Below are 25,962 nucleotides of genomic sequence, written 5' to 3'. Positions count from 1 at the left end.
CCACGGAAGATGACCTGCGGATGTCGCAAGGCCTGCACCCGCGGACCTCGCGCGTGCAGAAGAGAAGTTACCTACTATGACCGGCGATTTGCATTCGCGCACGGCCCCGAGGGGCGAAATGTTGCAAAGACGCAACACGCTTGGAACGGGATGCCGCATCCTGCGCGACGGCGGTTCAGGGCCCGCGCCGCCCGGAGCCTCCGGACCCGATTCCGCGCGACGGCGGGTCAGAGGACCTCGTTGCGCCCGTTGACCTTGAGGGCATCCACGACGCCCTTGACCCGCTGCGCGTGCTCGCTCGTGGTCACCAGCAGCGCGTCATCCGTGTCGACCACGACGATGTCCTTGACGCCGATGACGCTGATGACCCGGTTGGTCTGGCTCACGACGATGCCGCTCGAGGCGTCGGCGAGGATGCGCGCGTTCTGACCCAGGATCGCGAGATCGTTCCCGCGGCCGTGCGTGTTGAGCTTCGCGAGGCTCGCGAAGTCCCCGACGTCGTCCCAGTCGAAGTGGCCGGGGATCACGGCGAGCCGGCCCTTCTCGGCGGCGGGCTCCGCGACGGCGTAGTCGATCGCGATCTTGGTGAGCGTCGGCCACACGCGGTCGACGACCGGTCCCCGGCGGTCGCGGTCGTCCCACGCCTCCGCGAGGTCCATGAGTCCCGCGTACAGATGCGGCTGATTCTCGGCGATCTCGCCCAGCAGCACGTCGGCGCGCGAGATGAACATGCCCGCGTTCCACAGGTAGGAGCGGTCGGCGTAGTACGCCTTCGCCGTCTCGAGGTCGGGCTTCTCGACGAACCGCTCGACGAGGGCGGCCTCCGGGGCGCCGTCGATGACGAGCTCGTCGCCCTTCTTGATGTAGCCGAACCCGACGGAGGGCTCGACGGGCGGGATGCCGATCGTGCAGATGTAGCCCTCCCGCGCGGTCGCCACCGCCTGGCGGACGCCCCAGTCGAAGACCTGGGTGCCCCGGATGACGTGGTCCGCGGCGAAGGAGCCGATGATGACGTCCGGCTCGCGCTTGGCGAGGATCGCCGCCGCGAGGCCGATCGCTGCGGCGGAGTCCCGGGGCTCGGATTCGAGGAAGACGTTCCTGTCGGGAACGCCGGGCAGCTCCTTCTCGACGGCCGCGCGGTGCGCGCGCCCCGTCACGACGGCGATGCGGTCGTGGCCCGCAAGGGGCTCGAGCCGGTCCCACGTGTCGCGCAGGAGCGTCTGGCCGGAACCCGTCAGGTCGTGGAGGAACTTCGGCGCATCGGCCCGCGACAGCGGCCACAGCCGGCTGCCGATGCCCCCAGCGGGGATGACGGCGTAGAAGTCAGAGATCGGCTCGGCCATGTCATCCAGGCTATCGAGGGGTGTTGCGGGCGGGTGTCGGCAAGTTGTCAGGTCCGTGAAGCCGGGATGCTGCGTCCCCCCTTCAGATATCTCGATGTCGAGATATCTCGGAGAGGCGCATGCCGTCGCGCGACCCCCTGGCAATAAGATGAGGGACGCGCCCGCGAGACGCAATGGGGACCACTGTCCCCAAGGGGCACAGACCGCCCCCGCACAGATTCCAGTCAGGGAGGACGGCCAGTGTCTGCACCCGCACGCGTCACACCGTCGGTCGCCGAGACCACGTCCCGAGTGCCCCGCGGCACTCTCTATCGCGGCCACGAGGGGATGTGGTCCTGGGTCCTGCACCGCATCACCGGTGTCGCGATCTTCTTCTTCCTCCTCGTGCACGTGCTCGACACCGCGCTCATCCGCGTCTCGCCCGAGGCGTACAACGCCGTCATCGGCACGTACAAGAACCCGATCATGGGCCTGGGCGAAGTCGTCCTCGTCGCCGCGATCGCGTACCACGCCTACAACGGGCTGCGCATCATCCTCGTCGACTTCTGGCCGTGGGCCACGCGCCACCAGCGCCAGCTATGGTGGGGCGTCATCGGCCTGTGGGCCGTCACGATGCTCGGCTTCGCGCCGCGCCACCTCATGAACGTCTTCGCGTCGACGGGAGGGGGCCACTGATGGCGTCCGTCTCGATCGCCGACCCGCGCTCCCCGCAGACCGCGCCGCGCCGCAGGGGCGCCAACCTCGAGAAGTGGGGCTGGATCTACATGCGCGCCTCCGGCGTGCTGCTGGTCGTCCTCATCTTCGGCCACCTGTTCGTCAACCTGCTGACGGGCGACGGCATCCACCAGATCGACTTCGCCTTCGTCGCCGGCAAGTTCGCGACGCCGTTCTGGCAGTGGTGGGACGTCATCATGCTGTGGCTGGCGCTCATCCACGGTGCGAACGGCATGCGCACGATCGTGAACGACTACGTGTCGCACGCCCGCACGCGCACGGTCCTCGTCTGGGCGCTGTGGCTGGCCGCGGCCTTCCTGATCCTCCTCGGCACCCTCGTGGTCTTCACCTTCGACCCGTGCCTCGGCGTCACCGAGAGCAGCTCCCTCTGGGAGATGTGCCAGGACGTCGCGTCCTGACCGGCGCCTTGACGAGACAGACAGAGACGAGAGCATCCTTCACGTGAGCACCCAGACCAACGCCGACAGCTACGTCAAGGACGGCGTCCACTACCACCAGTTCGACATCGTCATCGTGGGCGCCGGCGGCGCCGGCATGCGCGCCGCGATCGAGGCCGGGCCTGGCGCGAAGACGGCCGTCATCACGAAGCTCTACCCCACCCGCTCGCACACGGGTGCGGCGCAGGGCGGCATGGCCGCGGCGCTGGCGAACGTCGAAGAGGACTCGTGGGAGTGGCACACCTTCGACACCGTCAAGGGCGGCGACTATCTCGTCGACCAGGACGCGGCCGAGATCCTCGCGAAGGAGGCGATCGACGCCGTCATCGACCTCGAGAACATGGGCCTGCCGTTCAACCGCACCCCCGAGGGCAAGATCGACCAGCGTCGCTTCGGCGGCCACACCGCCGACCACGGCAAGACCCCCGTGCGCCGCGCCTGCTACGCCGCCGACCGCACGGGCCACATGATCCTGCAGACGCTCTTCCAGAACTGCGTCAAGCTCGGCATCAACTTCTTCAACGAGTACTACGTGCTCGACCTCATCACGGTGAAGGACGGGTCCGGCAAGACCGAGGTCGCCGGAGTCGTCGCCTACGAGCTCGCGACCGGAGACCTGCACGTCTTCCACTCGAAGGCCGTCATCTTCGCGACGGGCGGCTTCGGCAAGATCTTCAAGACGACCTCCAACGCCCACACCCTCACGGGCGACGGCGTCGGCGTCGTGTGGCGCAAGGGCCTGCCGCTGGAGGACATGGAGTTCTTCCAGTTCCACCCGACCGGCCTCGCGGGACTCGGCATCCTGCTGACCGAGGGCGCCCGCGGTGAAGGTGCGATCCTCCGCAACGTCAGCGGCGAGCGGTTCATGGAGCGCTATGCGCCGACGATCAAGGACCTCGCCCCGCGCGACATCGTGAGCCGCTGCATGGTGCAGGAGGTCGCCGAGGGCCGCGGCGCCGGCCCCCACCGCGACTACGTGCTGCTGGACTGCACGCACCTGGGCGCAGAGGTGCTCGAGACGAAGCTCCCGGACATCACCGAGTTCGCGCGCACCTACCTGGGCGTCGACCCGGTCGTCGAGCCCGTCCCCGTCATGCCGACGGCGCACTACGCGATGGGCGGCATCCCGACCAACAACAACGCCGAGGTGCTCGCCGACAACACCACCGTCGTCCCGGGCCTGTACGCCGCCGGCGAGTGCGCGTGCGTCTCGGTGCACGGCTCCAACCGCCTCGGCACGAACTCGCTGCTGGACATCAACGTCTTCGGCAAGCGCGCCGGCCGCAATGCGGTCGAGTACGTGCAGACCGCCGACTTCGTGGCGCTGCCGGAGGACCCCGCGAAGGACGTCCGCGACCTGCTCGAGGGCCTGCGCAGCAACCCCGGCACCGAGCGCATCGCGGTCCTGCGCAAGACGCTGCAGGACGAGATGGACCGCAAGGCACAGGTTTTCCGCACGGAGGAGTCGCTGACCGACGTGCTCGGCACGATCGAGGACCTCCGCGCGCGCTACAAGAACGTGCACGTCGACGACAAGGGCAAGCGCTACAACACCGACCTGCTCGAGGCGGTCGAGCTCGGCTTCCTCCTGGACCTCGCCGAGGTCGTCGTCGTCACCGCGCGCAACCGCAAGGAGAGCCGCGGCGGACACATGCGCGACGACTTCCCCCAGCGCGACGACGAGAACTACATGCAGCACACGATGGCGTACCTGTCCGGCGAGGCCGACTCGTCGAACGCCGACGACCACATCCGGCTCGACTGGAAGCCCGTCGTCTTCACGAGGAACGAAGCGGGCGAGTTGCGCTACCCGCCGCTGGAGAGGAAGTACTGAGCATGGCCACTTCCGCGACCGACATCATCGAGCGCACCGACGCCGACGCGCAGGAGACGGCTCAGGATGCTGTGAACGACACGGGCATCCAGTCGTTCCTCGTGACCTTCATCATCCGCCGGTTCGACCCCGAGGTCGACGAGGAGCCGCGCTGGGTCGACTACGACGTCGAGCTCTACTCGACCGACCGGGTCCTCGACGCCCTCCACAAGATCAAGTGGGAGGTCGACGGGTCGCTGTCGTTCCGCCGCTCGTGCGCCCACGGCATCTGCGGCTCGGACGCCATGCGCATCAACGGCCGCAACCGGCTCGCGTGCAAGACCCTCATCAAGGACCTCGACATCTCGCAGCCGATCTACGTCGAGGCGATCAAGGGCCTGCCGCTGGAGAAGGACCTCATCGTCGACATGGAGCCGTTCTTCGCGTCGTACCGCGAAGTGCAGCCCTTCCTCATCGCGAACTCGACCCCCGCAGCGGGCAAGGAGCGCATCCAGTCGATCGTCGACCGCGAGGTCTTCGACGACACGACCAAGTGCATCCTGTGCGCCGCGTGCACGTCGTCGTGCCCCGTGTTCTGGACCGACGGCCAGTACTTCGGGCCCGCCGCGATCGTCAACGCGCACCGCTTCATCTTCGACTCGCGCGACGACGCCGCGAGCGTCCGCCTCGACATCCTCAACGACAAGGAGGGCGTGTGGCGCTGCCGCACGACCTTCAACTGCACGGAGGCGTGCCCTCGCGGCATCGAGGTCACGAAGGCGATCGCCGAGGTCAAGCAGGCGGTTCTGCGCGGCCGCTGATCCGGTCGGGGCTCGAGATCCAGCATCCCGGGCTCGCTAGTCTGTCTGCGTGACCGCCTCGCCGAACGGATCGCCCGCGCCGCAGGACGCGGCCGACAAGCGGACCGCGGCCGCCCGCGCGCGCCAGGAGGAGGAGCGGCTCCGCCAGAGCTGGGAGAGCACGCAGGAGCGGCTTCGCGAGCGGTTCGACGCGCCCATCGCGCGAGCGACCGAGATCACGCAGAAGACCCTCGCCTGGTTTCCGATCAGGGTGTGGCGGCACTTCCTCCTGACGAACGGGTTCCTCCTCGGTGCCGGCGTGAGCTATCAGGCGCTGTTCGCCGTCTTCGCCGGGATTTACGTCGCGTTCGCGGTCGTCGGGCTCTGGCTCGGAGGCAGCCCCGAGGCGGTCTCAGCCCTCATCGACGTGATCAACAGCTACATCCCGGGTCTGATCAGCGACGAGGGGGTCGTGACCCCCGAGGCGGTGCAGGCCGTCGCGACCGCCAGCACGGGCGTCCTCGGCATCACGGGCCTGATCGCGCTCGGCGCTGTCATCTGGACCGCGATCGGCTTCGTCACGTACTCGCGTCGCGCGGTCCGAGACATCTTCGAACTCCCGTACGACCGGCGGTCGTACTTCCTCCTCAAGGCCCGCGACCTGCTCGCGGCCCTCATCTTCGGCATCGCGCTCATCATCGGCTTCGGGCTCAGCCAGATGAGCACATGGGCGCTCGAGTTCGTCGCAGGACTCTTCGGGGTGGATGCCTCGTCGGGCCTCCTCTCCTACCTGCGGCTGGGATCGCTCGTCGTGTCGTTCGCCATCATCTCCGCCGCGCTGGCGGCGCTCTTCCGGTTCCTCACCGGCGCGACGCTGAAATGGCGCCGCATCTGGCCCGGCTCCCTCCTGGGCGGCGCGGCCAGCACGGTCCTGCTCCTCGGCGCGGGGCTCCTCGTCAGCTACACGCCGTCGAACCCGCTGCTCGCGACGTTCGCCATCTTCGTTGGGCTGCTGCTGTGGTTCAAGATCGCCGGGATCATCATGCTCGTCGCGGCATCCTGGATCGCGATCTCGGCGCAGGACCGCAACGTCCCGCTGCTGGAGCCGTCGGAGGCCGAGCGGCTCGCGGCGGAGCACAAGGCCCTCCTCGTGGCCGCGCACGTCCGGCTGCGGACCGCTCAGGAGGAGCGGGCCCACGCGCCCTGGTACCGGACGTGGAGCGCCGACCGTGCGGTGCGGCAGGCCGAGCAGGAGGTCGCCGAGGTCGAGGCATCCGCTCCGCCTCCACCGACCCCGCGCAGTCCCTGGACCGCGCCCGCCGACGTCCGAGGGCGCGGCTAGGCTGGCCGTCGTGCCACGCCGCCTCCGCATCGCCTCCGTCAACGTCAACGGCATCCGGGCCGCCACCCGCAAGGGGATGCTGCCCTGGCTCGAGCAGGCCGACGTCGACGTCCTCGCCCTCCAGGAAGTGCGTGCGACGGTCGACGAGCTCGCGGCCTCGCTCCCCGGTTGGCGCCTGGTCAACGACGAGGCCCTCGCGAAGGGGCGTGCCGGCGTCGCGGTCGCGTCGCGCGCCGATTCGGTCGAGGTGCGCCGAGTGCTCGGCGACGCCGAGACGCTCGACTCGGCGGGGCGCTGGATCGAGGCGGACTTCGACGTCGACGGCGAGATCGTCACGATCGTGAGCGCCTACGTCCCGACCGGCGAGGCCGACACTGCGAAGCAGGACGCGAAGTGGGCCTTCCTCGACGCGATGGAGAAGCGGATGCCGCTCCTCCGCGCCGAGCGGCCGCTCAGCCTCATCATGGGCGACCTGAACGTCGGCCACCGCGAGCTCGACATCCGCAACTGGAAGGGCAACGTCAAGAAGGCCGGGTTCCTCCCCCGTGAGCGCGCCTACTTCGACCGCTTCCTGGGTGCGGACGGCGATGAGGTCACCGGCGTCGACGGATCGGTGGGACCCGGCCTCGGCTGGATCGACATCGGACGCCGGCACCACGGCGAGATCGACGGGCCGTACACGTGGTGGTCGAACCGCGGCAAGGCGTTCGACAACGACACGGGGTGGCGCATCGACTACCACCTCGCGACGCCCGATCTCGCGGCCCGCGTGACGGACTACCGCGTGGTGCGGGCGCCGTCGTGGGATACGCGCTGGAGCGACCACGCCCCCGTCGTCGCGGACTACACCGTCGGGCGCTGAGCGCCGCGCGCGATACTCCGTCCGCTCGGCATGCCCTCGGCCGGCGGCCTCAGGTCGACGGCTCCCGCCAGACCCTGGGCCAGCCTCACGGCCCGGGAGCATCGTGCTCCGCACGGGGCCGATTGCGTGGCTGCGACGGCGGGACGGGGCATCCAGCTTCTTGAATAGGATTGGTCGGTGACGAAACCGCGCCTCTACTCCGGCATGCAGCCCTCCGCTGACTCGCTCCAGATCGGCAACTACATCGGGGCCCTCATGCAGTGGCGCGACCTGCAGGAGGCGTACGACGCGTTCTTCTCCGTCGTCGACCTGCACGCCCTGACGCAGCCGAACGACCCGGCCGAGCTGCGCGAGAAGACCCGCCGCACGGCGGCGCAGTACATCGCGGCCGGCATCGAGCCGTCGAAGTCGACGCTGTACGTGCAGTCGCACGTGCCCGCCCACGCCGAGCTCGCCTGGGTGCTCTCGACGGTCACGGGCTTCGGCGAGGCCGGCCGCATGACGCAGTTCAAGGACAAGTCGCAGCGCTACGGCGCCGACGCGACCTCCGTCGGGCTCTTCACCTACCCCGTCCTCATGGCGGCGGACATCCTGCTCTACCAGACCGACATCGTGCCGGTCGGCGACGACCAGAAGCAGCACGTCGAGCTGACCCGCGACCTCGCCGAGCGCTTCAACAGCCGCTACGGGCAGACGTTCACGGTTCCGATGCCCGTCATCCAGCAGGAGACGGCTCGCATCTTCGACCTCCAGAACCCCACGTCGAAGATGTCCAAGTCTGCCGAGTCGGATGCCGGCGTCCTGTGGCTGCTCGATGACCCCGCGGTCTCGGCCAAGAAGATCATGCGGGCCGTCACCGACAGCGAAGGGTCGGTGCGCTACGACCGCGAGGCCAAGCCCGGCGTCTCGAACCTGCTCGTGATCTACGCCGCCCTCACGGGCCGCCAGATCCCGGCGATCGAGGACGAGTACGCGGGCCGCGGCTACGGCGACTTCAAGAAGGGCCTCGCCGAAGTCGTGGTCAACGAGTTCGGCCCGGTCCGCCAGCGCGCGCTCGACCTTCTCGACGACCCCGCCCAGCTCGACCGCGTGCTGGCCGCGAACGCCGAGAAGGCGGAGGACGTCGCCAACGCGACCCTCTCGGACGTGTACGCCAAGGTCGGCCTGCTCCGCCGCGCCTGAGTTGCGGCCCGGCTGGTCGCGGCTGCGGCTGCGGCCCCGCCACAAGGCACCGGCCCGCTCGGGGTCTCCGACGCTGTCCGCAACTCAGGCTCGTTGCGCTCGGCGACTCCCGTCGCCGCCAGATGCCTGGGGGCTCAGCGGGAGCGATCACTTTCAGCCTGAGTTGCGAACCAACGGCGCCGAAAGCTAACGTCCGCTGACGTCGCACCCCTACTCCACCACACGCGCCGCCAAGAGACCGCGGACCGCGGAAAGGACGAGCTCGGGCTCGCGTATGATCATCGCCGCGGTCGGGCGGATGGTCGTATAGCCGAGCGATGCGAGCATCAGGTCCCGCCGACGGTCCTTCTCCTGGGCTTCCCATCCGCCATGGAACTCGCGGCTGTCGCACTCGATAACCAGCCAGCCGTCGACGACGAGATCCACGTGCCCTACTCCTTCGAAGAACACCTGGAGCTCGACCCTGCAACCCAGCCCTCGAAGCAGGAGTCGCATGAGCGTCTCAGGCCCGGACTGCGCGTCTTCGTCGATGAGCGGGCGGAGTGCCTTGTACTTCGAGGGGAGCAGCGCGAAGATCTCGCCGATCTGCGGCATCCCCACCAGCCCTTTGTTCAGCGCGCTGTCCAGTGTCGCGATGGCAGCGCGCGGCGGCTGGCAGAGGACGGCGTGTGCGAGCGCGTCCACGATGTCGACGCACGTCGCGGCGCCCACGTCGACGGAAGGCGCGAGCCAGTGCAGTCGAACCCCTCTGGTCAGCCTCGACTCGAGTGGACGACGGCGATCGTGCGGCGATCTCATCCGGCTCGCACTTCGTGGAACATGCACGTGCAGCCTCGAGTTGCGCTCGACGAAGATCCCCAGGGAGGCGAGCAGTGAGAGACATGTCAGCCGTCCTCCGACGCGGACTGCGCGAACGATCTCGTCCGGCGCGTCGTGTGGCAGATAGCGGTCCCTCCGCGCACGGATGATATCGCCACGGCGAACCGCAGCGGTGATGGCCCGTCCCGACAGCCCTTGGGCTCTGAGATCCGATCGAGTCATATGTGAGATCGCCATGGCCCCACAGTCGCTGCGCGCCAGGCTCCACCCAGGCTCTCGTTTGGGACGGGGGATAAATGCCTCGAAAGGCCGGTTTGTGGAGTAGCGGCCGTTCGCAACTCAGGCTGGAAGCGGGAGCTGCGTAGGCATAGCCCGTTATTCCAGGGGTTGTGGCTGGAACCCGCACGACCAGCCTGAGTTGCGAACCAGCGCGATCCGAGATCGGCAGAGGCGGGCTGGCGCGGAGGATCCGCCTAGGCTGACCGAGTGGAACCCGTGACGCTGCACACCGAACGGCTCGAGCTGTCGATTCCCCGCGACGCCGACATCGACGCCGTGCTCGAGGCGTGCCAGGACCCCGACATCCAGCGCTACACGACGGTTCCGTCGCCGTACGAGCGTCGTCACGCCGAGGAGTTCGTGCAGCGCGTCGCGAAGCACTGGGACGACGGCACCGAGCAGACGTGGGCCATGCGCGACGGCGAGACGCTCGCGGGCATGATCGGCCTCTACCGCCAAGGCGCCGGCTCGGCCGAGCTGGGCTACTGGGTTGCACCTGACTGCAGGGGGCGCGGGCTGGTGACCGAGGCATCCCGGGCCGTGCTCGACTGGGCGTTCTCGGTCGAGGGCCTCGATCTCGACCGCGTCGAGTGGCGCGCCGTCGTGGGCAACATCGGGTCGGCGCGCGCGGCGCGGACGGTCGGGTTCCGGTACGAGGGCACGCTCCGCCAGGCCCTGCGCAACGCGGCGGGCGACCGCGACGACGGCTGGATCGCGGGGCTGCTCGCGACCGACGATCGCACACCGCAGCCCTGGCCGGTCCTCGAGGGCTGACCGCTCGTCCGCACCCCGTGCGAGGATGGCCCCATGCCGGAGATGCCGGAGGTGCAGGGGCTCGTCGAGTTCCTGAGGGAGCGCGTGACGGGTCTGTCGATCACGCGCGTCTCGGTCGCGAACATCGCGGCGCTGAAGACGTACGACCCACCGGTCCAGGCGCTGCAGGGCGCTGAGATCACCGGCGCCGCGCGCCACGGCAAGTTCATCGACCTCTCGACGACGGGGACGGATGCCGCACCCCACCTCGTGTTCCACCTCGCGAAGGCCGGCTGGCTGCGCTGGTACGACGCCCTGCCGACGACCCTCATCAAGCCCGGGCGCACGCCCATCGCGCTGCGGGTCGCGCTGAGCGACGGCTCTGGCTTCGACCTCACCGAAGCGGGCACGAAGAAGTCGCTCGCGGTCTACGTCGTGCGGGAGTCGGCCGATGTGCCGGGGATCGCGAGGCTGGGCCCCGACCCCCTGGAGGCGGGCTTCGACCTCGAGACGTTCGCGGGGCTCCTCGCCGGGCGCCGCACGCAGATCAAGGGCGTGCTGCGCGATCAGATGATCATCGCGGGCGTCGGCAACGCGTACTCCGACGAGATCCTGCACGCGGCGAAGATGTCGCCGTACGCCCTCGCGTCGTCGCTGTCGCCGGAGGATGTCGAGCGGCTCTACGCCGCGATGACGGCGACGCTCGCGGAGGCGGTGGCCGCAGCATCCGGGAAGCCCCCTGCCGAGCTGAAGGACGCGAAGCGCCGCGGAATGCAGGTGCACGGGCGGCGGGGCGAGGTGTGCCCCGTGTGCGGCGACACCGTGCGGAGCGTCTTCTTCGCGGACAACTCGCTCGAGTACTGCCCCACGTGCCAGACCGGCGGCAAGATCCTCGCCGACCGGAGGCTGTCGCGGCTGCTGAAGTAGCGGGCGGGTCCTGGGCGTTTCGTCTCGCTTCGCTCGCTCAACGACCGGAAGGAGTCGCGGCCGCGCCCCGGGGCGTTTCGTCTCGCTTCGCTCGCTCAACGACCGGGAGGCACAGCCGGTCGGCCTGGCCGTTTCGTTCGCTCGACTCGTTCAATCATCGGTGTGCTCACCCGGTCGTCGAGCGAGGAGCGAGGCGACGAGACGAAACGCGCCGGGTCAGGCGGTGACGTCGGCGTCGACCCAGTCGAGCGCCTTCGAGACGGCCTTCTTCCAGAGGCGGTAGCGGCGCTCGCGCTCCTCGTCGGGCATCTCGGTCTCGAAGCGCACGTCCTCGCGCCAGTGCTCGCGGAGCTCGTCGAACCCCGTCCACAGGCCCGTCGCGAGGCCGGCCGCGTACGCGGCGCCGAGCGCCGTCGTCTCCACGACCTTCGGCCGGACGACCGGCACGCCGAGGATGTCGGCCTGGAACTGCATGAGGAGCGCGTCGCGCGTCATCCCGCCGTCGACGCGGAGCTCCGCGAGCGGCCGGCCCGTGTCGCCGACGACCGCCTCGATGACGTCGCGCGTCTGGAAGGCCGTCGACTCGAGAGCCGCGCGCGCGATGTGCGCGCGGTTGACGAAGCGCGTGAGGCCGACGAGCGCCCCACGGGCGTCCGGGCGCCAGTACGGCGCGAAGAGGCCGGAGAACGCGGGTACGAAGTACGCGCCGCCGTTGTCGGCGACGGTCGAGGCGAGGGTCTCGACGTCTTCGGACCGCTCGATGATGCCGAGGTTGTCCCTCAGCCACTGCACGAGCGACCCTGTGACGGCGATCGAGCCCTCGAGGGCGTAGCGCGCCGGCTCGGCGCCGCAGCGGTACGCGACGGTCGTGATCAGCCCGTGGGCGGACCGGACGATCTCGGTGCCCGTGTTGACGAGCAGGAAGTTGCCTGTGCCGTACGTGTTCTTCGACTCGCCGGCGTCGAAGGCGGCCTGGCCGAATGTCGCCGCCTGCTGGTCGCCGAGGATCCCGGCGATCGCGACGCCGCGCGCGACCCCCGGCAGCTGCACGTCGCCGAGCACCTCGGACGACGACCGGATCTCGGGGAGCATCGCCCGCGGGATCCGCCATGCCTCCAGCAGCTCATCCGACCAGTCGAGGGTCCGCAGATCCATCAGCAGCGTGCGGCTCGCGTTCGTGACATCGGTCACGTGGATGCCGCCCCTCCCGCCGCCCGTCAGGTTCCACACGACCCATGTGTCGGTCGTGCCGAAGAGAAGGTCGCCGGCCTCGGCCGCGCCACGGGCGCCGGGCACGTTGTCGAGGATCCACGCGAGCTTGGAGGCCGAGAAGTACGTCGCGAGCGGGAGGCCCGTCTGGTCCGCGAACCGGTCGCCGCCGACCTCCGCCGCGAGCCGGTCGATGTGCTCCTGCGTGCGCGTGTCCTGCCACACGATGGCGTTCGCGACGGGCCGGCCCGTCCGACGGTCCCACACGACCGCCGTCTCGCGCTGATTCGTGACCCCGATCCCGGCGAGGTCGCCGGCGCCCAGCCGCGCGCGCGAGAGCGCCGACGCGACGACCCACTCGGTGTTCGTCCAGATCTCCACGGGGTCGTGCTCGACCCATCCTGCACGAGGGAGGATCTGCGCGTGCTCCCGCTGGGCGGTCGAGACGATCGTGCCTCCCGCGTCGAACACGATCGCCCTCGTCGACGTCGTCCCCTGGTCGATCGCCAGCACATGGTCGGCCACGGCGCCTCCTCCTCGTCGAGAGCGCCCGCTCGGGCGACTGGCGTCAGGCTATCGCGAGGTGGAAACGGATGCCGCGTCCGGCCACGCCGGATCGGCGCCGTGCACCCGCGCGAGCGCGCGCTCGACCTCGGCCTGACGCGTCCGGACGCTCCACCCGAGGACGGGCGCCACGGCGTCCGCCACCTCGGCGGCGACCTCGGCGGTCGCGGCGCCGATGAACGCGATGCTCGTACGGCGCATGAGCAGGTCGTCCAGGTGCACGACGTCCTCCGTGCGGGCGAGATGGCGCAGCTCGGCGGTCGAGTACTCCGGAAGTGTCCGCAGCGGCTCGTCGTCGTCGTCGACCGCGATCGCCTCGATGACGTCGGCCGCGACGGTGCCGTACCGGTCGAGCAGGATCGCCGCGCGCTCGACGCCGAATCCGCCCTCGTGCGCCGCGAGCCACTGGCGGCGCGCCGGCTCGGTCGTGGGGTACCCGCGTCCGCCGCCGATGGGCAGCTTCTTCGTCGAGCGCACGCGCGACAGCGACAGCTGCGCGAGCGTCCGGTCGGCGAGGTGCTCGGCCGAGGCGCGGAACGTCGTCCATTTGCCGCCCACGAGGCTCAGCACCGTGGTGCCGGGGCTCCCCTCGAGCGGCGCCGCCTCGACGCGGTAGTCGCGCGAGACGAACCCGGGTGCCACGCCGCCGTGGCCCGGCAGGGGCCGGACACCCGCGAACCGGTAGACGATCTGCGATCGGTCGACCGGGATGCCGGGCAGGATGTGCCCGATGAGCGCGATGAAGTAGTCGACCTCCTCCTCGGTGCACACGATCGGGTCGTCCATGTCGTGCTCGAGGTCGGTCGTGCCCACGAGGACGCGTCCCTTGAGGGGGTAGATGAGCACGATGCGCCCGTCGCGGTGCTCGAAGAACAGCTCGCGGCCGCCCGTCGCCTCGAGGAGCTCGGCGTGGTCGAGCACGATGTGCGACCCTTTCGTGCCGCCCATGAAGGACGTCGGATCACCGAGGGCCGCGTTGGTCAGGTCGGTCCACGGCCCCGAGGCGTTGATGACGACGGATGCCGAGAACCGCGTCTCGTCGCCGGTCTCGAGATCGCGCAGCACGACGCCGCCGTCGGCGACGCCGACCGCCGCCGTGTAGTTGGCCGCGCGGGCGCGGCCGCGGCCGGCGGCGCGTGCGTCGCTCAGGATGTCGATCGCGAGCCGCTCGGGGTCGTGGAGCGAAGCATCCCAGTACGTCGCCGTGTACTTGACCCGGGGGTTGAGCCGGGGGAACCGCTCGAGCGAGCGCGCGCGACCCTCGAAGCTGTGCCGCGGAACGCGCCCGCCGCTCCGGGAGAACGAGTCGTAGATGACGAGGCCGACTTTGATGAGCAGCGCGCCGCGCTCACGGGTCTTGGAGCCGCCGTGGCGGAGGAAGCGCAGCGGCGCGCTCAGGACGCCCGAGAAGGTCGTGAAGATGGGGATCGTGGTCTGCAGCGGCCGGACGAAGTGCGGTGCGAGCCGGAGGAGGGCGTTGCGTTCGGTGACGGCCTCGTGCACGAGCCGGAACTCGCCGTTCTCGAGGTACCGGATGCCGCCGTGGATCATGTGGGACGACGACGCGGACGCGCCGGAGACGTAGTCGGCGCGCTCGACGAGCGCGACATCCAGTCCCTGAAGGACGAGATCGCGGAACGTGGCCAGCCCGTTGATGCCCCCGCCGATGATGAGGACGTCTGCGGACGGGCGCGCCGCAAGTGCCTCGAATCCGGATCCCCCATCACGCATGCCCGGTGCCTCCTTCCTCCAGGCTACGTCTCCCCGGCGACACCGGGGCCCGTGGCGCGGGCATGTCCCATGTTCCCCACAGCCGGCGTCCAGCCGGTCACGCGCCGGTGAACGACAGACTTCCCCGCGCCGTCTCTCTCCGTCATGGAATGAATCATCCACGGGCGCGTTTACTACACTCGAGAGCATCGACGTGCTCCGGGGTCGGTGAGAATCCGAACCGGCGGTGACAGTCCGCGAGCCCTGGCCTCCGCTCCCTTCCGGGAGCGAGCCGGGGCCGATCCGGTGGAAATCCGGAACCGACGGTGATGCAGCATCCAGTGCTGCTAGTCCGGATGGGAGGCAGCACGGGCGAAGCGGCGTATGCCGTCGTTCGCCCTTGCCCGGACTCGCGGAACAGGCAGGGAAGCGGATGACGGTCACCGAGGCGGAACGCGACGCCATGCGGCGCGCGCTCGCACTCGCGCTCAACGGACCGCGCGGCATCAACCCGCAGGTCGGCGCCGTCCTGCTCTCGCCGGACGGGCGCGTCCTCGCCGAGGGGTGGCATCGCGGCGCGAGCACTCCGCACGCCGAGGTCGACGCGCTCTCCAAGCTCTCGCCCGAGGCCGTGCGCGGGGCGACGGCCGTCGTGTCGCTCGAACCCTGCAACCACACGGGTCGCACCGGCCCCTGCGCAGAGGCGCTCATCGCGGCAGGCGTCTCGCGCGTCGTGTACGCCGTCGACGACCCGGGCGATCACTCGTCCGGCGGCGCCGACCGCCTGCGGGCCGCGGGCGTCGAGGTCGTGCCCGGACTCTTCGCCGACGAGGGGGCAGAGCTGCTGGAATCCTGGCTCACCGTGCAGCGGCTCGGCCGGCCGCACGTCACCGTCAAGTGGGCGCAGAGCCTCGACGGCCGGGCCGCGGCATCCGACGGCACGAGCCAGTGGATCACAGGGCCCGAAGCGCGCGCGGACGTGCACCGCCGGCGCTCGGCGGCGGACGCGATCGTCGCCGGGATCGGGACGGTCCTCGCCGACGATCCCGCCCTGACGGCTCGGGATGCCGCGGGCGGCCTGCTCCCCGACCAGCCTGTGCCGGTCGTGCTCGGCGCACGCCCGGTGCCCGACGGGGCGGCCGTGCGACAGCATCCGCTCCCGCACCTGCAGTACGACGGACGGGACCTGCGCGCGGTCCTGGGCGACCTGCGCGAGCGCGGAGTGCAGCGCGTCTTCGTCGAGGGCGGACCCGTCGTCGCGAGCGCGTTCCTGCGCGACGGCATCGTGGACGAGGTGCTCGCGTATGTCGCCCCCGTGCTCATCGGCGGCGACCGGCTCGCGGTGGGCGACGTCGGCGTCGGCACGATCGGCGACGCGCAGCGACTGGATGTGAAGGCCGTCGAGCGGCTCGGCGAGGACCTCCTGGTCATCGCGACACCCCGCCCACGGCCGGCCGTGGTCGCGGGGCACCGCTCGGACGCAGGTGAAAGGGTCGCGGCGCATCGCTCCGACGCAGAACAAAAGGGAGACCGCTGATGTTCACGGGAATCGTCGAAGAGATCGGCGAAGTGACGGATGTCGTGCCGTCGGGCGACGGCGTCAGGCTCACGGTCCGCGCGCCCAAGGCCGTCTCGGACGCCGGGCACGGCGATTCGATCTCGGTCAGCGGCGTGTGCCTCACGGTGGTCGACCAGGGCGACGACTGGTTCACCGCCGACGTCATGAAGCAGACGCTCGACATGTCGACGCTCGCCGGGGTCACCGCGGGACGGGCGGTCAACCTCGAGCGCGCGACCCGAGCGCACGGGCGCCTGGGCGGCCACATCGTGCAGGGCCACATCGACGGCACGGGCGAAGTGCTCGAAGTGCGCGACGGCGCGCAGTGGCGCGTCGTGCGGGTCGCGGTCCCGGCGCACCTCGCACCGCTCGTCGTCGACAAGGGCTCGATCGCGATCGACGGCGTCTCGCTGACAGTGAGCGCCGTGTCTCCCGCCGGGGTTGCGACCCAGTGGCTCGAGGTCTCGCTCATCCCCGAGACCCTCGCCGCCACGACGCTCGGCGCGCGGCACGCGGGCGACCGCGTCAACCTCGAGACCGACATCCTGGCGCGCCACGTGCAGCGCCTGCTGTCGTTCACGGCACCGGCCGCCCCCGCGCTCCGCGAGGCCTCGTTCGCGGGGCCCGCTGCACCTGCGGCACCCACGACACCCGACATCCCGGCGGCCGATGCCGCCCTTGCCCACCTCGCGGTGGATGCCGCGACCACGGAAGGAGGCTCCCGATGAGCCTTGCCACGATCCCCTCGGCCCTCGAAGCGCTCCGCGCCGGGCGGCCCGTCATCGTCGCGGACGATGAGAACCGCGAGAACGAGGGCGATGTCGTCCTGTCCGCCGAGCTCGCGACCCCCGAGTGGGTCGCGTGGACGGTCCGCTGGTCCAGCGGCTTCATCTGCGCGCCCATGCCGGCCGAGTGGGCCGACCGCCTCGACCTGCCGCCCATGGTCGCGGTCAACGAGGACGCCCGCGGCACCGCGTACACCGTGAGCGTCGACGCGGCCGACCGCCAGTCGACCGGCATCAGCGCGTCCGACCGCGCCCACACGCTCAACGTCCTCGCCGACCCGGCGTCGACGCCGTCCAGCGTCATCCGCCCCGGCCACATCCTCCCGCTGCGCGCCGTCGAGGGCGGCGTGCGCGAACGCGGCGGCCACACCGAGGCCGCCGTCGAGCTCATGCGCCTCGCAGGTCTCAAGCCCGTCGGTGCGATCGCCGAGGTCGTCGCCGAGGACGGCTCGATGATGCGACTTCCGGGCCTCATCGAGCTCGGCGCGCGCGACGACGTTCCCGTCATCACGATCGAGCAGCTCATCGCCTACCTTCAGGAGAACGAGCCGCTCGAGGCTCCCGCCCACGCCGCGCACAAGCGCCGCGTGAGCCTGCGGGCCGAGGCCAACGTCCCGACGGCGCACGGCCACTTCCGCTTCCTCGCCTACAAGGACCGCGTCACGGGCACCGACCATGTCGCGGTCGTCTCGGGCGAGCTCGACGACGCGCCGCTCGTGCGCGTGCACTCCGAGTGCCTGACGGGTGAGGCCTTCGACTCGCTCAAGTGCGAGTGCGGTCCGCAGCTGCAGGCCGCGCTCGACGCGATCGAGCAGGACGGCGGCGTCGTCATCTACATGCGGGGCCACGAAGGCCGCGGCATCGGCCTCATCAACAAGCTCCGGGCGTACAGCCTGCAGGAGCGCGGCCTCGACACCGTCGACGCGAACCTCGCGCTGGGCCTGCCCGCCGACGCGCGCGACTACGCGGCGGCGGCCGGCATCCTCGCCGACCTCGGCGTCGACAAGGTGCGCCTGCTCACGAACAACTCCGACAAGGTCAAGCAGCTGCGCGAGTTCGGACTCGACATCGTCGAGCAGGTGCCGCTCCTGGTCGGCGTCGGACCCAACAACCACCAGTACCTCGCCACGAAGCGGGACCGGATGGGCCACATCATCGACGAGCAGGAGCTCAGCGATGCCCTCGCGCAGATGAGGGAGTCGCACCTGGCAGGAGGAAGCAACGCATGAGCGGCAAGGGAGCGCCGATCGTCGGCGGAACGGACGCGTCGGGACTCGACGTCGTCGTGATCGCCGGCACATGGCACGACGTCATCACGGACGGCCTCATCGCGGGCGCCGAGCGCACGCTCGAGGCGTCCGGGGCGTCGTGGCGGCTCGTCCGCGTGCCCGGATCCTTCGAGCTGCCCGTCGCGGCCAAGGCGGCGCTGGATGCCGGCGCCGACGCCGTCGTGGCACTCGGCGTCATCATCCGCGGCGGCACTCCGCACTTCGAGTTCGTCTCGAACGCCGCGACCGACGGCCTCACGCGCGTCGCGCTGGACACCGGCAAGCCGGTCGGGTTCGGCGTGCTGACCCTCGACGACGAACAGCAGGGCATCGACCGCGCGGGTCTGCCCGGTTCGAAGGAGGACAAGGGCGCCGAGGCCGCGGATGCGGCGATCCGCACGGCGCTCGTCCTGCAGGAGCTGCGCGCGGCGCAGAAGCGTCCCGCCGGGTTCTGACAGCCGCCGACGAGCCCTTCGTGCCCTCAGATCCGGGCGCGGCGCCTTCTGCTTCGACGTCGTGACATCTCCCAACCTTCAGTAGTACGTAAGGTACGCTGAACGCATGGAAATCCTGCGCCATGTCGTCGTCCTGATCCACCTCGTCGGCTTCGCGCTGCTGTTCGGCGCGTGGGCGGTCGAGGTCGTCAACGGACGCCACCACATCACTCGTCTCATGAACTGGGGCCTCGCGGTCGCCGGCCTCGCTGGCCTCATCCTCGCTGCGCCGTGGGGCATCTCGTACGAGCTCAACTACGTCAAGATCGGCATCAAGCTGCTGATCCTGATCATCATCGGCGCCCTCCTCGGCATCGGCGCCGGCCGCCAGCGCAAGAACGGCGCGGTCCCGCCCGCGATCTTCTGGTCGATCGGCGTCCTGACGCTCGCCAACGCGGCCATCGCCGTGATCTGGCGCTGACCTTCCCCCGTCCGACGAGAGCGGATGCCGCGACCCGGAGTCGCGGCATCCGCTCTTCTCGTCCACTCGTCACACGGCGAAACTCGACCATTGCTCCGTGGCCGGGCGCTCGTAGTCTGAACCGGCGCGGCGGGCGCGGGTGAGGAGACGGGCATGTCGGCGAAGGTCGTCCTGGACTGGTTCCTGCCGCTCACGGGCGACTCGCGCACGAACCTCGTGCTCGGCGGCGCGACCGACAGCGATCCGGCGCGGCTCGGCGCGGCATCCCGCCCGCCCGAGCTGCCATACCTCACCCAGATCGCGCAGGCCGCCGAGTACCTCGGCTTCGAGTCCGTGCTCATCCCGACCGGCGGCGGCAATCAGGAGAGCTGGACGATGGCCACGGCCCTCACCCAGCACACCCGCCGGCTCGAGTACCTCGTGGCGGTGCGGCCGGGGCTCGTGTCGCCGACGCTGCAGGCGCAGGTGACGGCGACGTTCCAGAGCGTGAGCGAGGGACGCCTGCGCATCAACGTCGTCGCGGGCGGAGAGGACGCCGAACAGCGCAGGTTCGGCGACCGTCTCGGCCACGATGGCCGGTACGCGCGCGCCGCCGAGTATCTCGAGGTGGTGCGGCGCCTGTGGACGGGCGAGGTCGTCACGTATCGCGGCGACTACTTCGACATCGAGTCGGCCTTCATCCCGCCGATCGCGAAGGTGCCCGAGATCTACCTCGGCGGGTCGTCGGATGCCGCGATCGACGTCGCGGCCGAGCACGCCGACGTCTACCTCACGTGGGGCGAGCCGCCCGCGCAGGCGGGCGAGAAGATCGCACGCGTCGCCGACCGGTCAGCGTCCCGCGGACGGAAGCTGCGGTACGGCATCCGTCTGCACGTGATCGCGCGACCGACGTCGGACGAGGCGTGGGCGATCGCCGACGCGCTCGTGGCGGGGCTCGACCCCGCGGTGGTCGCGAACCGTCGTGCAGCCTTCGCCGCGTCGGGGTCGGTCGGGCAGCAGCGCCAGTTCGCCCTCACGAACGGCGGCACGTCTCGGGCCGAGCTCGAGATCCATCCGGGCTTGTGGGCCGGAGCCTCGCTCGTGCGCGGCGGGGCCGGCACGGCGCTCGTGGGCAGCTACGCCGAGGTCGCGGGGCTCATCGAGGAGTACCGCGCGGTCGGGTTCGGAGAGTTCGTCCTGTCGGGATACCCGCACCTCGAGGAGGCGTACTGGTTCGCCGAGGGCGTGCGGCCAGAGCTCGCGCGGCGCGGGCTCCTCTGAGCCTCAACGACCGCACCACATCGCCGGGGATAGCCACAACGTCGGACCGACACGCCGTGCACGCGTCCTGCGCTGTGGTTATCTGCGACGTGGTGGCGCGCGGGCGGCGGGCACGCGGAAGCCCGGGACGTTTCGTCTCGCTTCGCTCGCTCAACGACCGGTGGCCATGATCTCGGTCGTTGAGCGAGGAGCGAAGCGACGAGACGAAACGCGCGAGCCGCGCAGTCACGTCAGTCCAGGAAGAGGGCGCGGAGCCGCTTCGTCGTGAAGACGAGGCCGATCGCGATCATGACGAGGTAATACACGACGTGCCAGATCATGTCGGGGGTCATGACGCCCGTGGTGAGCCCGCGGACGAGTTCGACACCGTGCCACAGCGGGAAGACCATCACGATCGTCTGCACCCACTCGGGGTACACCGTGATGGGGTAGAGCGTCGCCGAGAAGAGGAACATCGGCAGCAGGACGAAGTTGATCCAGTCCATCTGCTGGAAGGTCTTCATGTAGCTCGTGACGGCCATGCCGAGCGCCGCGAAGCCGAAGGCGATGAGCAGGACGGCGGGGATCGCGAGGATCGCCGTCGGGGCGAGATTGAGCCCCAGGATCTGCATGATGATCATGAAGCCCGTCGCGTACAGCAGGCCGCGCAGCAGCGCGTAGAGGATCTCGCCGAGCGCGACATCCAGCGGTCCGAGGGATGTCGCGAGCATGCCTTCGTAGAGCTTGCCGTAGTTGAGCTTGAAGAAGACGTTCCACGTCGAGTCGTACAGCGCGCCGTTCATCGCGGAGGTCGCCAGGAGCGCGGGCGCGATGAACGCCGCGTACGGCACCTCGACGCCGGCGGACGTCTCGACATCGCCGATGAGGGCCCCGAGGCCGAGCCCCATCGAGGCGAGGTAGAAGACGGGCTCGAAGAACCCGGAGAGCACGACGACCCAGCTCGACGACCGCGCCGCGACGAGCCCCCGCTGCACGACGGCGCCCGGGTTGCCCGCCCACAGCGCGCGCACGCCGCCGCGGCGGGTGACAGCATCCGTCGTCGTCACGGCCGTCATTTCGCGAGCCTCCTCGTGAAGACGCGTCGCGCGACCACGAAGCCGCCGATCGCGAGGACCAGCAGGTAGGCGAGGTGAACCCACGCGAGGGGCTCGTCCGCCCACGACCCGTAGGTCACGATGCGCCCGAGCTCGGACGCGTGCCACAGCGGCGAGATCCAGCCGATCCACTGCAGCCACAGCGGGAGGTTGATCAGCGGATAGAACGTGCCCGAGAAGAGGAACATCGGCATGAAGACGAACCGCTGCACGAGCGCGAACTGGCCCTTGTCGTCTTCGAGCGACGCCGCGTAGGCCATGAGCGGGATGCCGAATGACAGGCCCGCGAGGACTCCGATCGGGATCATGAGCCACGCCGTGCCGGGCGATGTCTCGCCGGGGTGCAGCCACGCGAAGAAGATCCAGATGAAGAGGTAGTAGAGCCCGACCGTGAGCAGCATGCGCGCCGCCGCCCCGACCACGACGCCGGCCGCGATCTGCGGCGACGACAGGGCCGAAGCGTTGAACCCGAAGAAGTAGCGGCGCCACTTGAAGCCCGCCATGACGGGATACGTGAACTCCTCGGATGCGACCGAGATCGCCGCCGTCATGAGGAGGGCCGGCGCGACGAACAGGAGGTACGGCACCTCCATGCCGCGGTCGTCGACGGGCGCCTGGATCAGCGCCGCGAGGCCGACGGCGAGTCCGAGGAGGTAGAGGATCGGCTGCCCGAGGGCTCCGACGATGATCGTCCAGCCGTATGCGCGCATCGCGCGGACCATGTGCTCCGTGACGTACCACGTGCCGAGCCGGCGAGGCTTGCGGCCCCACTCCATCGCCTCGTCGCGCAGCTCGTCGAGAGTCGGATGCTGTGCCGTGACGGCGGCAGCGGGCTCCGGCATCCGTCGTCCGACAGGGTCACCCAGCGGGTGCGGGTCGGAGGTCATTCGATGAGCGACCTTCCCGTGAGGCGGAGGAAGACGTCTTCGAGCGACGACCTACGCACGAGCGAGGTCACCGGCTCGAGGCCCTCGTGCACGATGCGCTCGAGCGCCTGCTCGCCGTTGGCTGTGTAGATGAGGATGCGGTCGGGCAGCACCTCGACACGGTCGCCGATGCCCTGCAGCTGCGCCGCGACCTGCTCGTTGCGGTCTGACCCGAAGCGCACCTCGAGCACCTCGCGGCTGGAGTGCTCGCGGATGAGCGATGCCGGAGTCCCCTCGGCCATGATGCGACCCTTGTCGACGACGATGAGCCGGTCGCAGAGCTGCTCGGCCTCGTCCATGTAGTGGGTCGTGAGGACGAGGGTCGTGCCGCGCTCCTTGAGCCGGAAGAGGCGGTCCCACAGGACGTGGCGCGCCTGCGGGTCGAGGCCCGTCGTGGGCTCGTCGAGGAGCAGGATGCGCGGGTCGTTGATGAGCCCGCGGGCGATCGTGAGGCGCCGCTTCATGCCGCCGGAGAGCTGGTCGACCTTGCTCTTCGCCTTGTCCTCGAGCGCCGCGAAGGCGAGCAACTCGTCGGCCTTCTCGTGGCACACCTTGCCGGGCAGGCCGAAGTAGCGGCCGTAGATGTAGAGGTTCTCGCGGGCGTTGAGTTCGCCGTCGAGGTTGTCCTGCTGGGGCACGACGCCGAGGCGCGAACGGATCTCGGGACCGTAATGGTCGGGGTCGAGCCCCAGGATCGACAGGTCCCCGCGCGTGCGCGTCGAGACGGCGCCGATCATCTTCATCGTCGTGGACTTGCCCGCGCCGTTGGGGCCGAGGAGCCCGAACGACTCGCCGGGCGCCACCTCGAACGACAAGCCGTCCACGGCGAGGAAGTCCGGCTTGCCCTTGACCTTGTAGGCCTTCACGAGGTTCTTGGCTTCGATGACAGGGGCAGGCACCGGACAACCCTATCCCCGGGCACGGACAGCACGGCCTCGGAGGGGTGTACCCGACCGAAGGGATTGTCCCCTTCGGGAGGACGGATGCTGTCAGCCGGCCCTCCCGAACGGCACAAGTCCTCTCGAACAGCCACCGCCCGTCAACCCAAGTTGACAGCATCCGCGGCTGTCAACTAAGGTTGACGCTCATGAGCGACGACATCCGCACCGCCATCGCCTCGGCACAGGGCGGCGATCCGCTGCCGGAGCTGCGGCGGCTGCGCGCTCTGCACGCCGAGCTGGCGCGCGCCGAGGCCGAGCAGGTGCGGCGCGCGCGGGGCCTGGGCTTCTCATGGGTGGCGATCGCCGACGCCCTCGGAGTGAGCAGGCAGGCCGTCCACAAGAAGTACGGTCGAAGGTAGGGCCGATCGCCCGCCTCCTCCCGCAGAGAACGAACAGGGAACACCCATGTCCACGACGACATCCCCCGCCCGCGGACGCCGCGGCCGTCGCGCACCCCAGGACGGCCCGCGCGCGAGCCTCAAGCAGCTCGTCCCGTTCCTCCTCGAGCACAAGCGCGTGCTCATCGTCGTCGCGATCCTGAGCATCATCGGCGCCGTGGCGGTGCTGGCTCAGCCGCTCTTCGTCGGAGTCCTCATCGGACGCGTCGAGGCCGGCGAGCCGCTCGGCATGCTCGTGTGGGGTATCGTCGCTCTCGTCATCGCGGCGTCGCTCATCGGCGGGTACCAGCACTTCCTGCTGCAGCGCACCGGCACCGCCGTCGTGTACTCGTCGCGGCGCAAGCTCATCGGCCGCATTCTTCACCTGCCGATCGGCGAGTTCGACGCGCGCCGCACGGGCGACCTCGTCTCGCGCGTCGGCACCGACACGACGCTCCTCTACGCCGTCCTGACGCAGGGGCTCGCGGATGCTGTCGGCAACTCCCTCGTCTTCCTCGGCGCCCTCGTCGCGATGGCGCTGATCGACCCGGTCCTGCTCGGGCTCATCGTCCTCGTGATCGGCGTGTCGATCGCTGTCGTGACGGTGCTGAGCGGCCGCATCCGTCAGGCCACGGCCGACCAGCAGGAGCGCGTGGGCGAGCTCGCCTCGGGCGTCGAGCGCGCCGTCGGCTCGATCCGCACAGTGCGCGCGGCGGGTGCGAGCGACCGCGAGGAGGCGGCGATCGCCGGTCTCGCGCAGGACGCCTACGCACAGGGCGTCCGGATCGCGAAGGTGTCGGCGCTCGTCGTCCCGATCGCGAACATCGCGCTGCAGGTGTCGCTCCTGGTCGTGCTCGGCGTCGGCGGCCTGCGCGTCGCGGCGGGCGCGATCCCGGTCGCGGCGCTCGTGACCTTCGTCATGTTCCTGTTCCTGCTCATCGCGCCGCTCGGCTCGTTCTTCGGGGCCATCACCTCGGTCAACCAGGCGCTCGGCGCGCTCGGACGCATCCAGGAGATCATGGACCTCCCCACCGAGACGCAGCGCGACGCCGAGATCGCGGCGCGGGTCCGGGATCGCGCATCTTCCGAGACGAGGACATCTTCCGAAACGAGGACGGATGTTGTCACCTCGGTCCTCGATTCGGGAGATGTCCTCGATTCAGGAGGCCGGGCCGCGGCGATCGAGTTCCGCGACGTGCGCTTCCGCTACCCCGAGGCCGTCGTCGCCGCCCGGCGCAAGGCGGAGGACGCGGCCCTCGCCGCCCTCGAGGACGCCCACGTCGACAAGTCCGTCGCGGACGACCTGCGCCGTCTCGCCGAGGGCGACGGTGCATCGGCGCCTGAACAGCTGGATGCGGAGCATGAGGTGCTGCGCGGTGTCTCGTTCTCGGTGCCCCGCGGGGCGCGAGTCGCGCTCGTCGGGCCGTCCGGCGCGGGCAAGAGCACCACCCTCGCGCTCATCGAGCGCTTCTACGACCCGACCGACGGGGCCGTGCTGCTCGACGGGCAGGACGTCCGCGCGCTCGACCGCGGCGCGCTGCGCGCACAGCTCGGCTACGTCGAGCAGGATGCTCCGACCCTCGCCGGCACGATCGCCGAGAACCTGCGCCTCGCCTCCCCCGAGGCATCCGCCGACGACTGCGAGCGGGTCCTGCGCGCCGTCAACCTCGGCGAAGTGCTCGAGCGGAGCCCGCTCGGGATCGAGGCGCCCGTCGGCGAGAGCGGGGTCATGCTCTCCGGCGGCGAGCGCCAACGCCTCGCGATCGCGCGGGCCCTGCTGGCGGCTCCCCCGATCCTGCTCCTGGACGAGTCGACGTCGTCGCTGGACGGCCTCAACGAGCAGCGCATGCGCGACGCGATCGACGCCGTCGCGACGGGCCGCACGCTCGTCGTGATCGCCCACCGTCTCTCGACGGTCGTCGACAGCGACCACATCGTCGTGATGGACCACGGGCGCGTCGTCGGCCAGGGCACGCACTCCGAGCTCGTCGAGACCACGCCGCTCTACCGCGACCTCGCCAGGCACCAGCTGCTCGTCTGAGCGTCGCGGCGAGATCCGGGCG

The 25,962-nt window shown here is 70.2% G+C and carries 24 protein-coding genes; 17 read left to right on the top strand and 7 right to left on the bottom strand.

All coding sequences use genetic code 11. The annotated features are described in order from the left end of the window. Positions 1–227: 227 nt before the first annotated feature. The gene (locus tag ABZ477_RS11610) at positions 228–1,343 is read right to left on the bottom strand and encodes a mannose-1-phosphate guanylyltransferase (RefSeq protein ID WP_360132669.1); all 1,116 of its coding nucleotides are present in this window, start codon (positions 1,341–1,343) and stop codon (positions 228–230) included. 240 nt (positions 1,344–1,583) lie between these two features. On the opposite strand from ABZ477_RS11610, the gene sdhC reads away from it, so the two are divergent. From sdhC to trpS, 7 genes are all read left to right on the top strand, one after another. Next, positions 1,584–2,018, top strand: coding sequence for a succinate dehydrogenase, cytochrome b556 subunit (sdhC, locus tag ABZ477_RS11605; RefSeq protein ID WP_360132666.1), 435 nt, complete (start codon positions 1,584–1,586; stop codon positions 2,016–2,018). After that, complete coding sequence (locus ABZ477_RS11600) at positions 2,018–2,476, top strand: succinate dehydrogenase hydrophobic membrane anchor subunit (RefSeq protein WP_360132663.1); 459 nt, start codon at positions 2,018–2,020, stop codon at positions 2,474–2,476. The genes sdhC and ABZ477_RS11600 overlap by 1 nt, the downstream gene beginning before the upstream one ends. 43 nt (positions 2,477–2,519) lie before the next feature. Continuing rightward, positions 2,520–4,349: a succinate dehydrogenase flavoprotein subunit gene (sdhA, locus tag ABZ477_RS11595; protein ID WP_360132660.1), complete on the top strand. Its 1,830-nt coding sequence runs from the start codon at positions 2,520–2,522 to the stop codon at positions 4,347–4,349. A 2-nt stretch (positions 4,350–4,351) separates the two neighbouring features. After that, the gene (locus ABZ477_RS11590) at positions 4,352–5,149 is read left to right on the top strand and encodes a succinate dehydrogenase iron-sulfur subunit (protein ID WP_360132657.1); all 798 of its coding nucleotides are present in this window, start codon (positions 4,352–4,354) and stop codon (positions 5,147–5,149) included. 49 nt (positions 5,150–5,198) lie between these two features. Continuing rightward, on the top strand, positions 5,199–6,470 hold the full coding sequence (locus ABZ477_RS11585) for a YihY/virulence factor BrkB family protein (RefSeq protein WP_360132654.1): 1,272 nt from the start codon (positions 5,199–5,201) through the stop codon (positions 6,468–6,470). Positions 6,471–6,480: 10 nt separating this feature from the next. Continuing rightward, entirely contained in the window at positions 6,481–7,332 is an 852-nt protein-coding gene (locus ABZ477_RS11580) for an exodeoxyribonuclease III (protein ID WP_360132651.1), read from the top strand. Between the two features lie 177 nt (positions 7,333–7,509). Beyond that, positions 7,510–8,514 carry a tryptophan--tRNA ligase gene (trpS, locus tag ABZ477_RS11575; protein WP_360132648.1) on the top strand — a complete coding sequence of 335 codons (1,005 nt, stop codon included), beginning with the start codon at positions 7,510–7,512 and terminating at the stop codon, positions 8,512–8,514. Positions 8,515–8,724: 210 nt separating this feature from the next. On the opposite strand, the gene ABZ477_RS11570 is transcribed toward trpS, so the two are convergent. Then, positions 8,725–9,570 (bottom strand): hypothetical protein, encoded by an 846-nt coding sequence (locus ABZ477_RS11570; RefSeq protein ID WP_360132645.1) that lies wholly within the window; start codon positions 9,568–9,570, stop codon positions 8,725–8,727. A gap of 249 nt (positions 9,571–9,819) precedes the next feature. Here ABZ477_RS11570 and ABZ477_RS11565 point away from each other — a divergent pair, with 249 nt between their 5' ends. Further along, on the top strand, positions 9,820–10,386 hold the full coding sequence (locus ABZ477_RS11565; RefSeq protein ID WP_360132642.1) for a GNAT family N-acetyltransferase: 567 nt from the start codon (positions 9,820–9,822) through the stop codon (positions 10,384–10,386). A 33-nt stretch (positions 10,387–10,419) separates the two neighbouring features. Continuing rightward, on the top strand, positions 10,420–11,292 hold the full coding sequence (locus tag ABZ477_RS11560; RefSeq protein WP_360132639.1) for a DNA-formamidopyrimidine glycosylase family protein: 873 nt from the start codon (positions 10,420–10,422) through the stop codon (positions 11,290–11,292). A gap of 216 nt (positions 11,293–11,508) precedes the next feature. Here the strand turns inward: ABZ477_RS11560 and glpK are convergent, their stop codons facing one another. Beyond that, on the bottom strand, positions 11,509–13,026 hold the full coding sequence (gene glpK / locus ABZ477_RS11555; RefSeq protein ID WP_360132636.1) for a glycerol kinase GlpK: 1,518 nt from the start codon (positions 13,024–13,026) through the stop codon (positions 11,509–11,511). A 48-nt stretch (positions 13,027–13,074) separates the two neighbouring features. Further along, positions 13,075–14,796 (bottom strand): glycerol-3-phosphate dehydrogenase/oxidase, encoded by a 1,722-nt coding sequence (locus ABZ477_RS11550; protein ID WP_360132633.1) that lies wholly within the window; start codon positions 14,794–14,796, stop codon positions 13,075–13,077. Between the two features lie 412 nt (positions 14,797–15,208). Between ABZ477_RS11550 and ribD the strand changes: the two genes are divergently transcribed. The 6 genes from ribD to ABZ477_RS11520 all read left to right on the top strand — a co-directional run bounded on the left by ribD (position 15,209) and on the right by ABZ477_RS11520 (position 20,561). Next, a complete protein-coding gene (gene ribD, locus ABZ477_RS11545; RefSeq protein WP_360132630.1) occupies positions 15,209–16,312 on the top strand; it encodes a bifunctional diaminohydroxyphosphoribosylaminopyrimidine deaminase/5-amino-6-(5-phosphoribosylamino)uracil reductase RibD in 1,104 nt (367 codons plus the stop codon). After that, complete coding sequence (locus tag ABZ477_RS11540) at positions 16,312–17,061, top strand: riboflavin synthase (RefSeq protein ID WP_360132627.1); 750 nt, start codon at positions 16,312–16,314, stop codon at positions 17,059–17,061. The genes ribD and ABZ477_RS11540 overlap by 1 nt, the downstream gene beginning before the upstream one ends. Then, positions 17,058–18,347 carry a GTP cyclohydrolase II gene (gene ribA, locus ABZ477_RS11535; RefSeq protein WP_360132624.1) on the top strand — a complete coding sequence of 430 codons (1,290 nt, stop codon included), beginning with the start codon at positions 17,058–17,060 and terminating at the stop codon, positions 18,345–18,347. Before ABZ477_RS11540 ends, ribA begins: the two co-directional genes overlap by 4 nt. Beyond that, the gene (gene ribH / locus ABZ477_RS11530; protein ID WP_360132621.1) at positions 18,344–18,841 is read left to right on the top strand and encodes a 6,7-dimethyl-8-ribityllumazine synthase; all 498 of its coding nucleotides are present in this window, start codon (positions 18,344–18,346) and stop codon (positions 18,839–18,841) included. The genes ribA and ribH overlap by 4 nt, the downstream gene beginning before the upstream one ends. Positions 18,842–18,947: 106 nt before the next feature. Further along, positions 18,948–19,301: a Fe-S protein gene (locus tag ABZ477_RS11525; RefSeq protein ID WP_360132618.1), complete on the top strand. Its 354-nt coding sequence runs from the start codon at positions 18,948–18,950 to the stop codon at positions 19,299–19,301. Positions 19,302–19,454: 153 nt separating this feature from the next. Further along, positions 19,455–20,561: an LLM class flavin-dependent oxidoreductase gene (locus ABZ477_RS11520; RefSeq protein WP_360132615.1), complete on the top strand. Its 1,107-nt coding sequence runs from the start codon at positions 19,455–19,457 to the stop codon at positions 20,559–20,561. Between the two features lie 230 nt (positions 20,562–20,791). Here ABZ477_RS11520 and ABZ477_RS11515 read toward each other — a convergent pair whose 3' ends face one another. Genes ABZ477_RS11515 through ABZ477_RS11505 form a run of 3 tightly spaced genes read right to left on the bottom strand, consistent with a single transcriptional unit; the run spans position 20,792 to position 23,480 of the window. Continuing rightward, entirely contained in the window at positions 20,792–21,616 is an 825-nt protein-coding gene (locus tag ABZ477_RS11515; protein ID WP_360132612.1) for an ABC transporter permease, read from the bottom strand. Continuing rightward, positions 21,613–22,497, bottom strand: a complete 885-nt coding sequence (locus ABZ477_RS11510) for an ABC transporter permease (protein ID WP_360132609.1) — start codon at positions 22,495–22,497, stop codon at positions 21,613–21,615. Before ABZ477_RS11510 ends, ABZ477_RS11515 begins: the two co-directional genes overlap by 4 nt. Positions 22,498–22,538: 41 nt before the next feature. Continuing rightward, the gene (locus ABZ477_RS11505; RefSeq protein ID WP_360132606.1) at positions 22,539–23,480 is read right to left on the bottom strand and encodes an ABC transporter ATP-binding protein; all 942 of its coding nucleotides are present in this window, start codon (positions 23,478–23,480) and stop codon (positions 22,539–22,541) included. A 188-nt stretch (positions 23,481–23,668) separates the two neighbouring features. On the opposite strand from ABZ477_RS11505, the gene ABZ477_RS11500 reads away from it, so the two are divergent. Together ABZ477_RS11500 and ABZ477_RS11495 are read left to right on the top strand one after the other, a co-directional pair. Next, a complete protein-coding gene (locus ABZ477_RS11500; protein ID WP_243077048.1) occupies positions 23,669–23,881 on the top strand; it encodes an AsnC family protein in 213 nt (70 codons plus the stop codon). A 46-nt stretch (positions 23,882–23,927) separates the two neighbouring features. After that, positions 23,928–25,940 (top strand): ABC transporter ATP-binding protein, encoded by a 2,013-nt coding sequence (locus ABZ477_RS11495; RefSeq protein WP_360132602.1) that lies wholly within the window; start codon positions 23,928–23,930, stop codon positions 25,938–25,940. Positions 25,941–25,962: the final 22 nt, after the last annotated feature.

It is taken from the genome of Microbacterium sp. NPDC019599 (assembly GCF_040632175.1).
Classification (GTDB): domain Bacteria; phylum Actinomycetota; class Actinomycetes; order Actinomycetales; family Microbacteriaceae; genus Microbacterium.
This window is presented reverse-complemented; position numbering and strand designations above follow the sequence as displayed.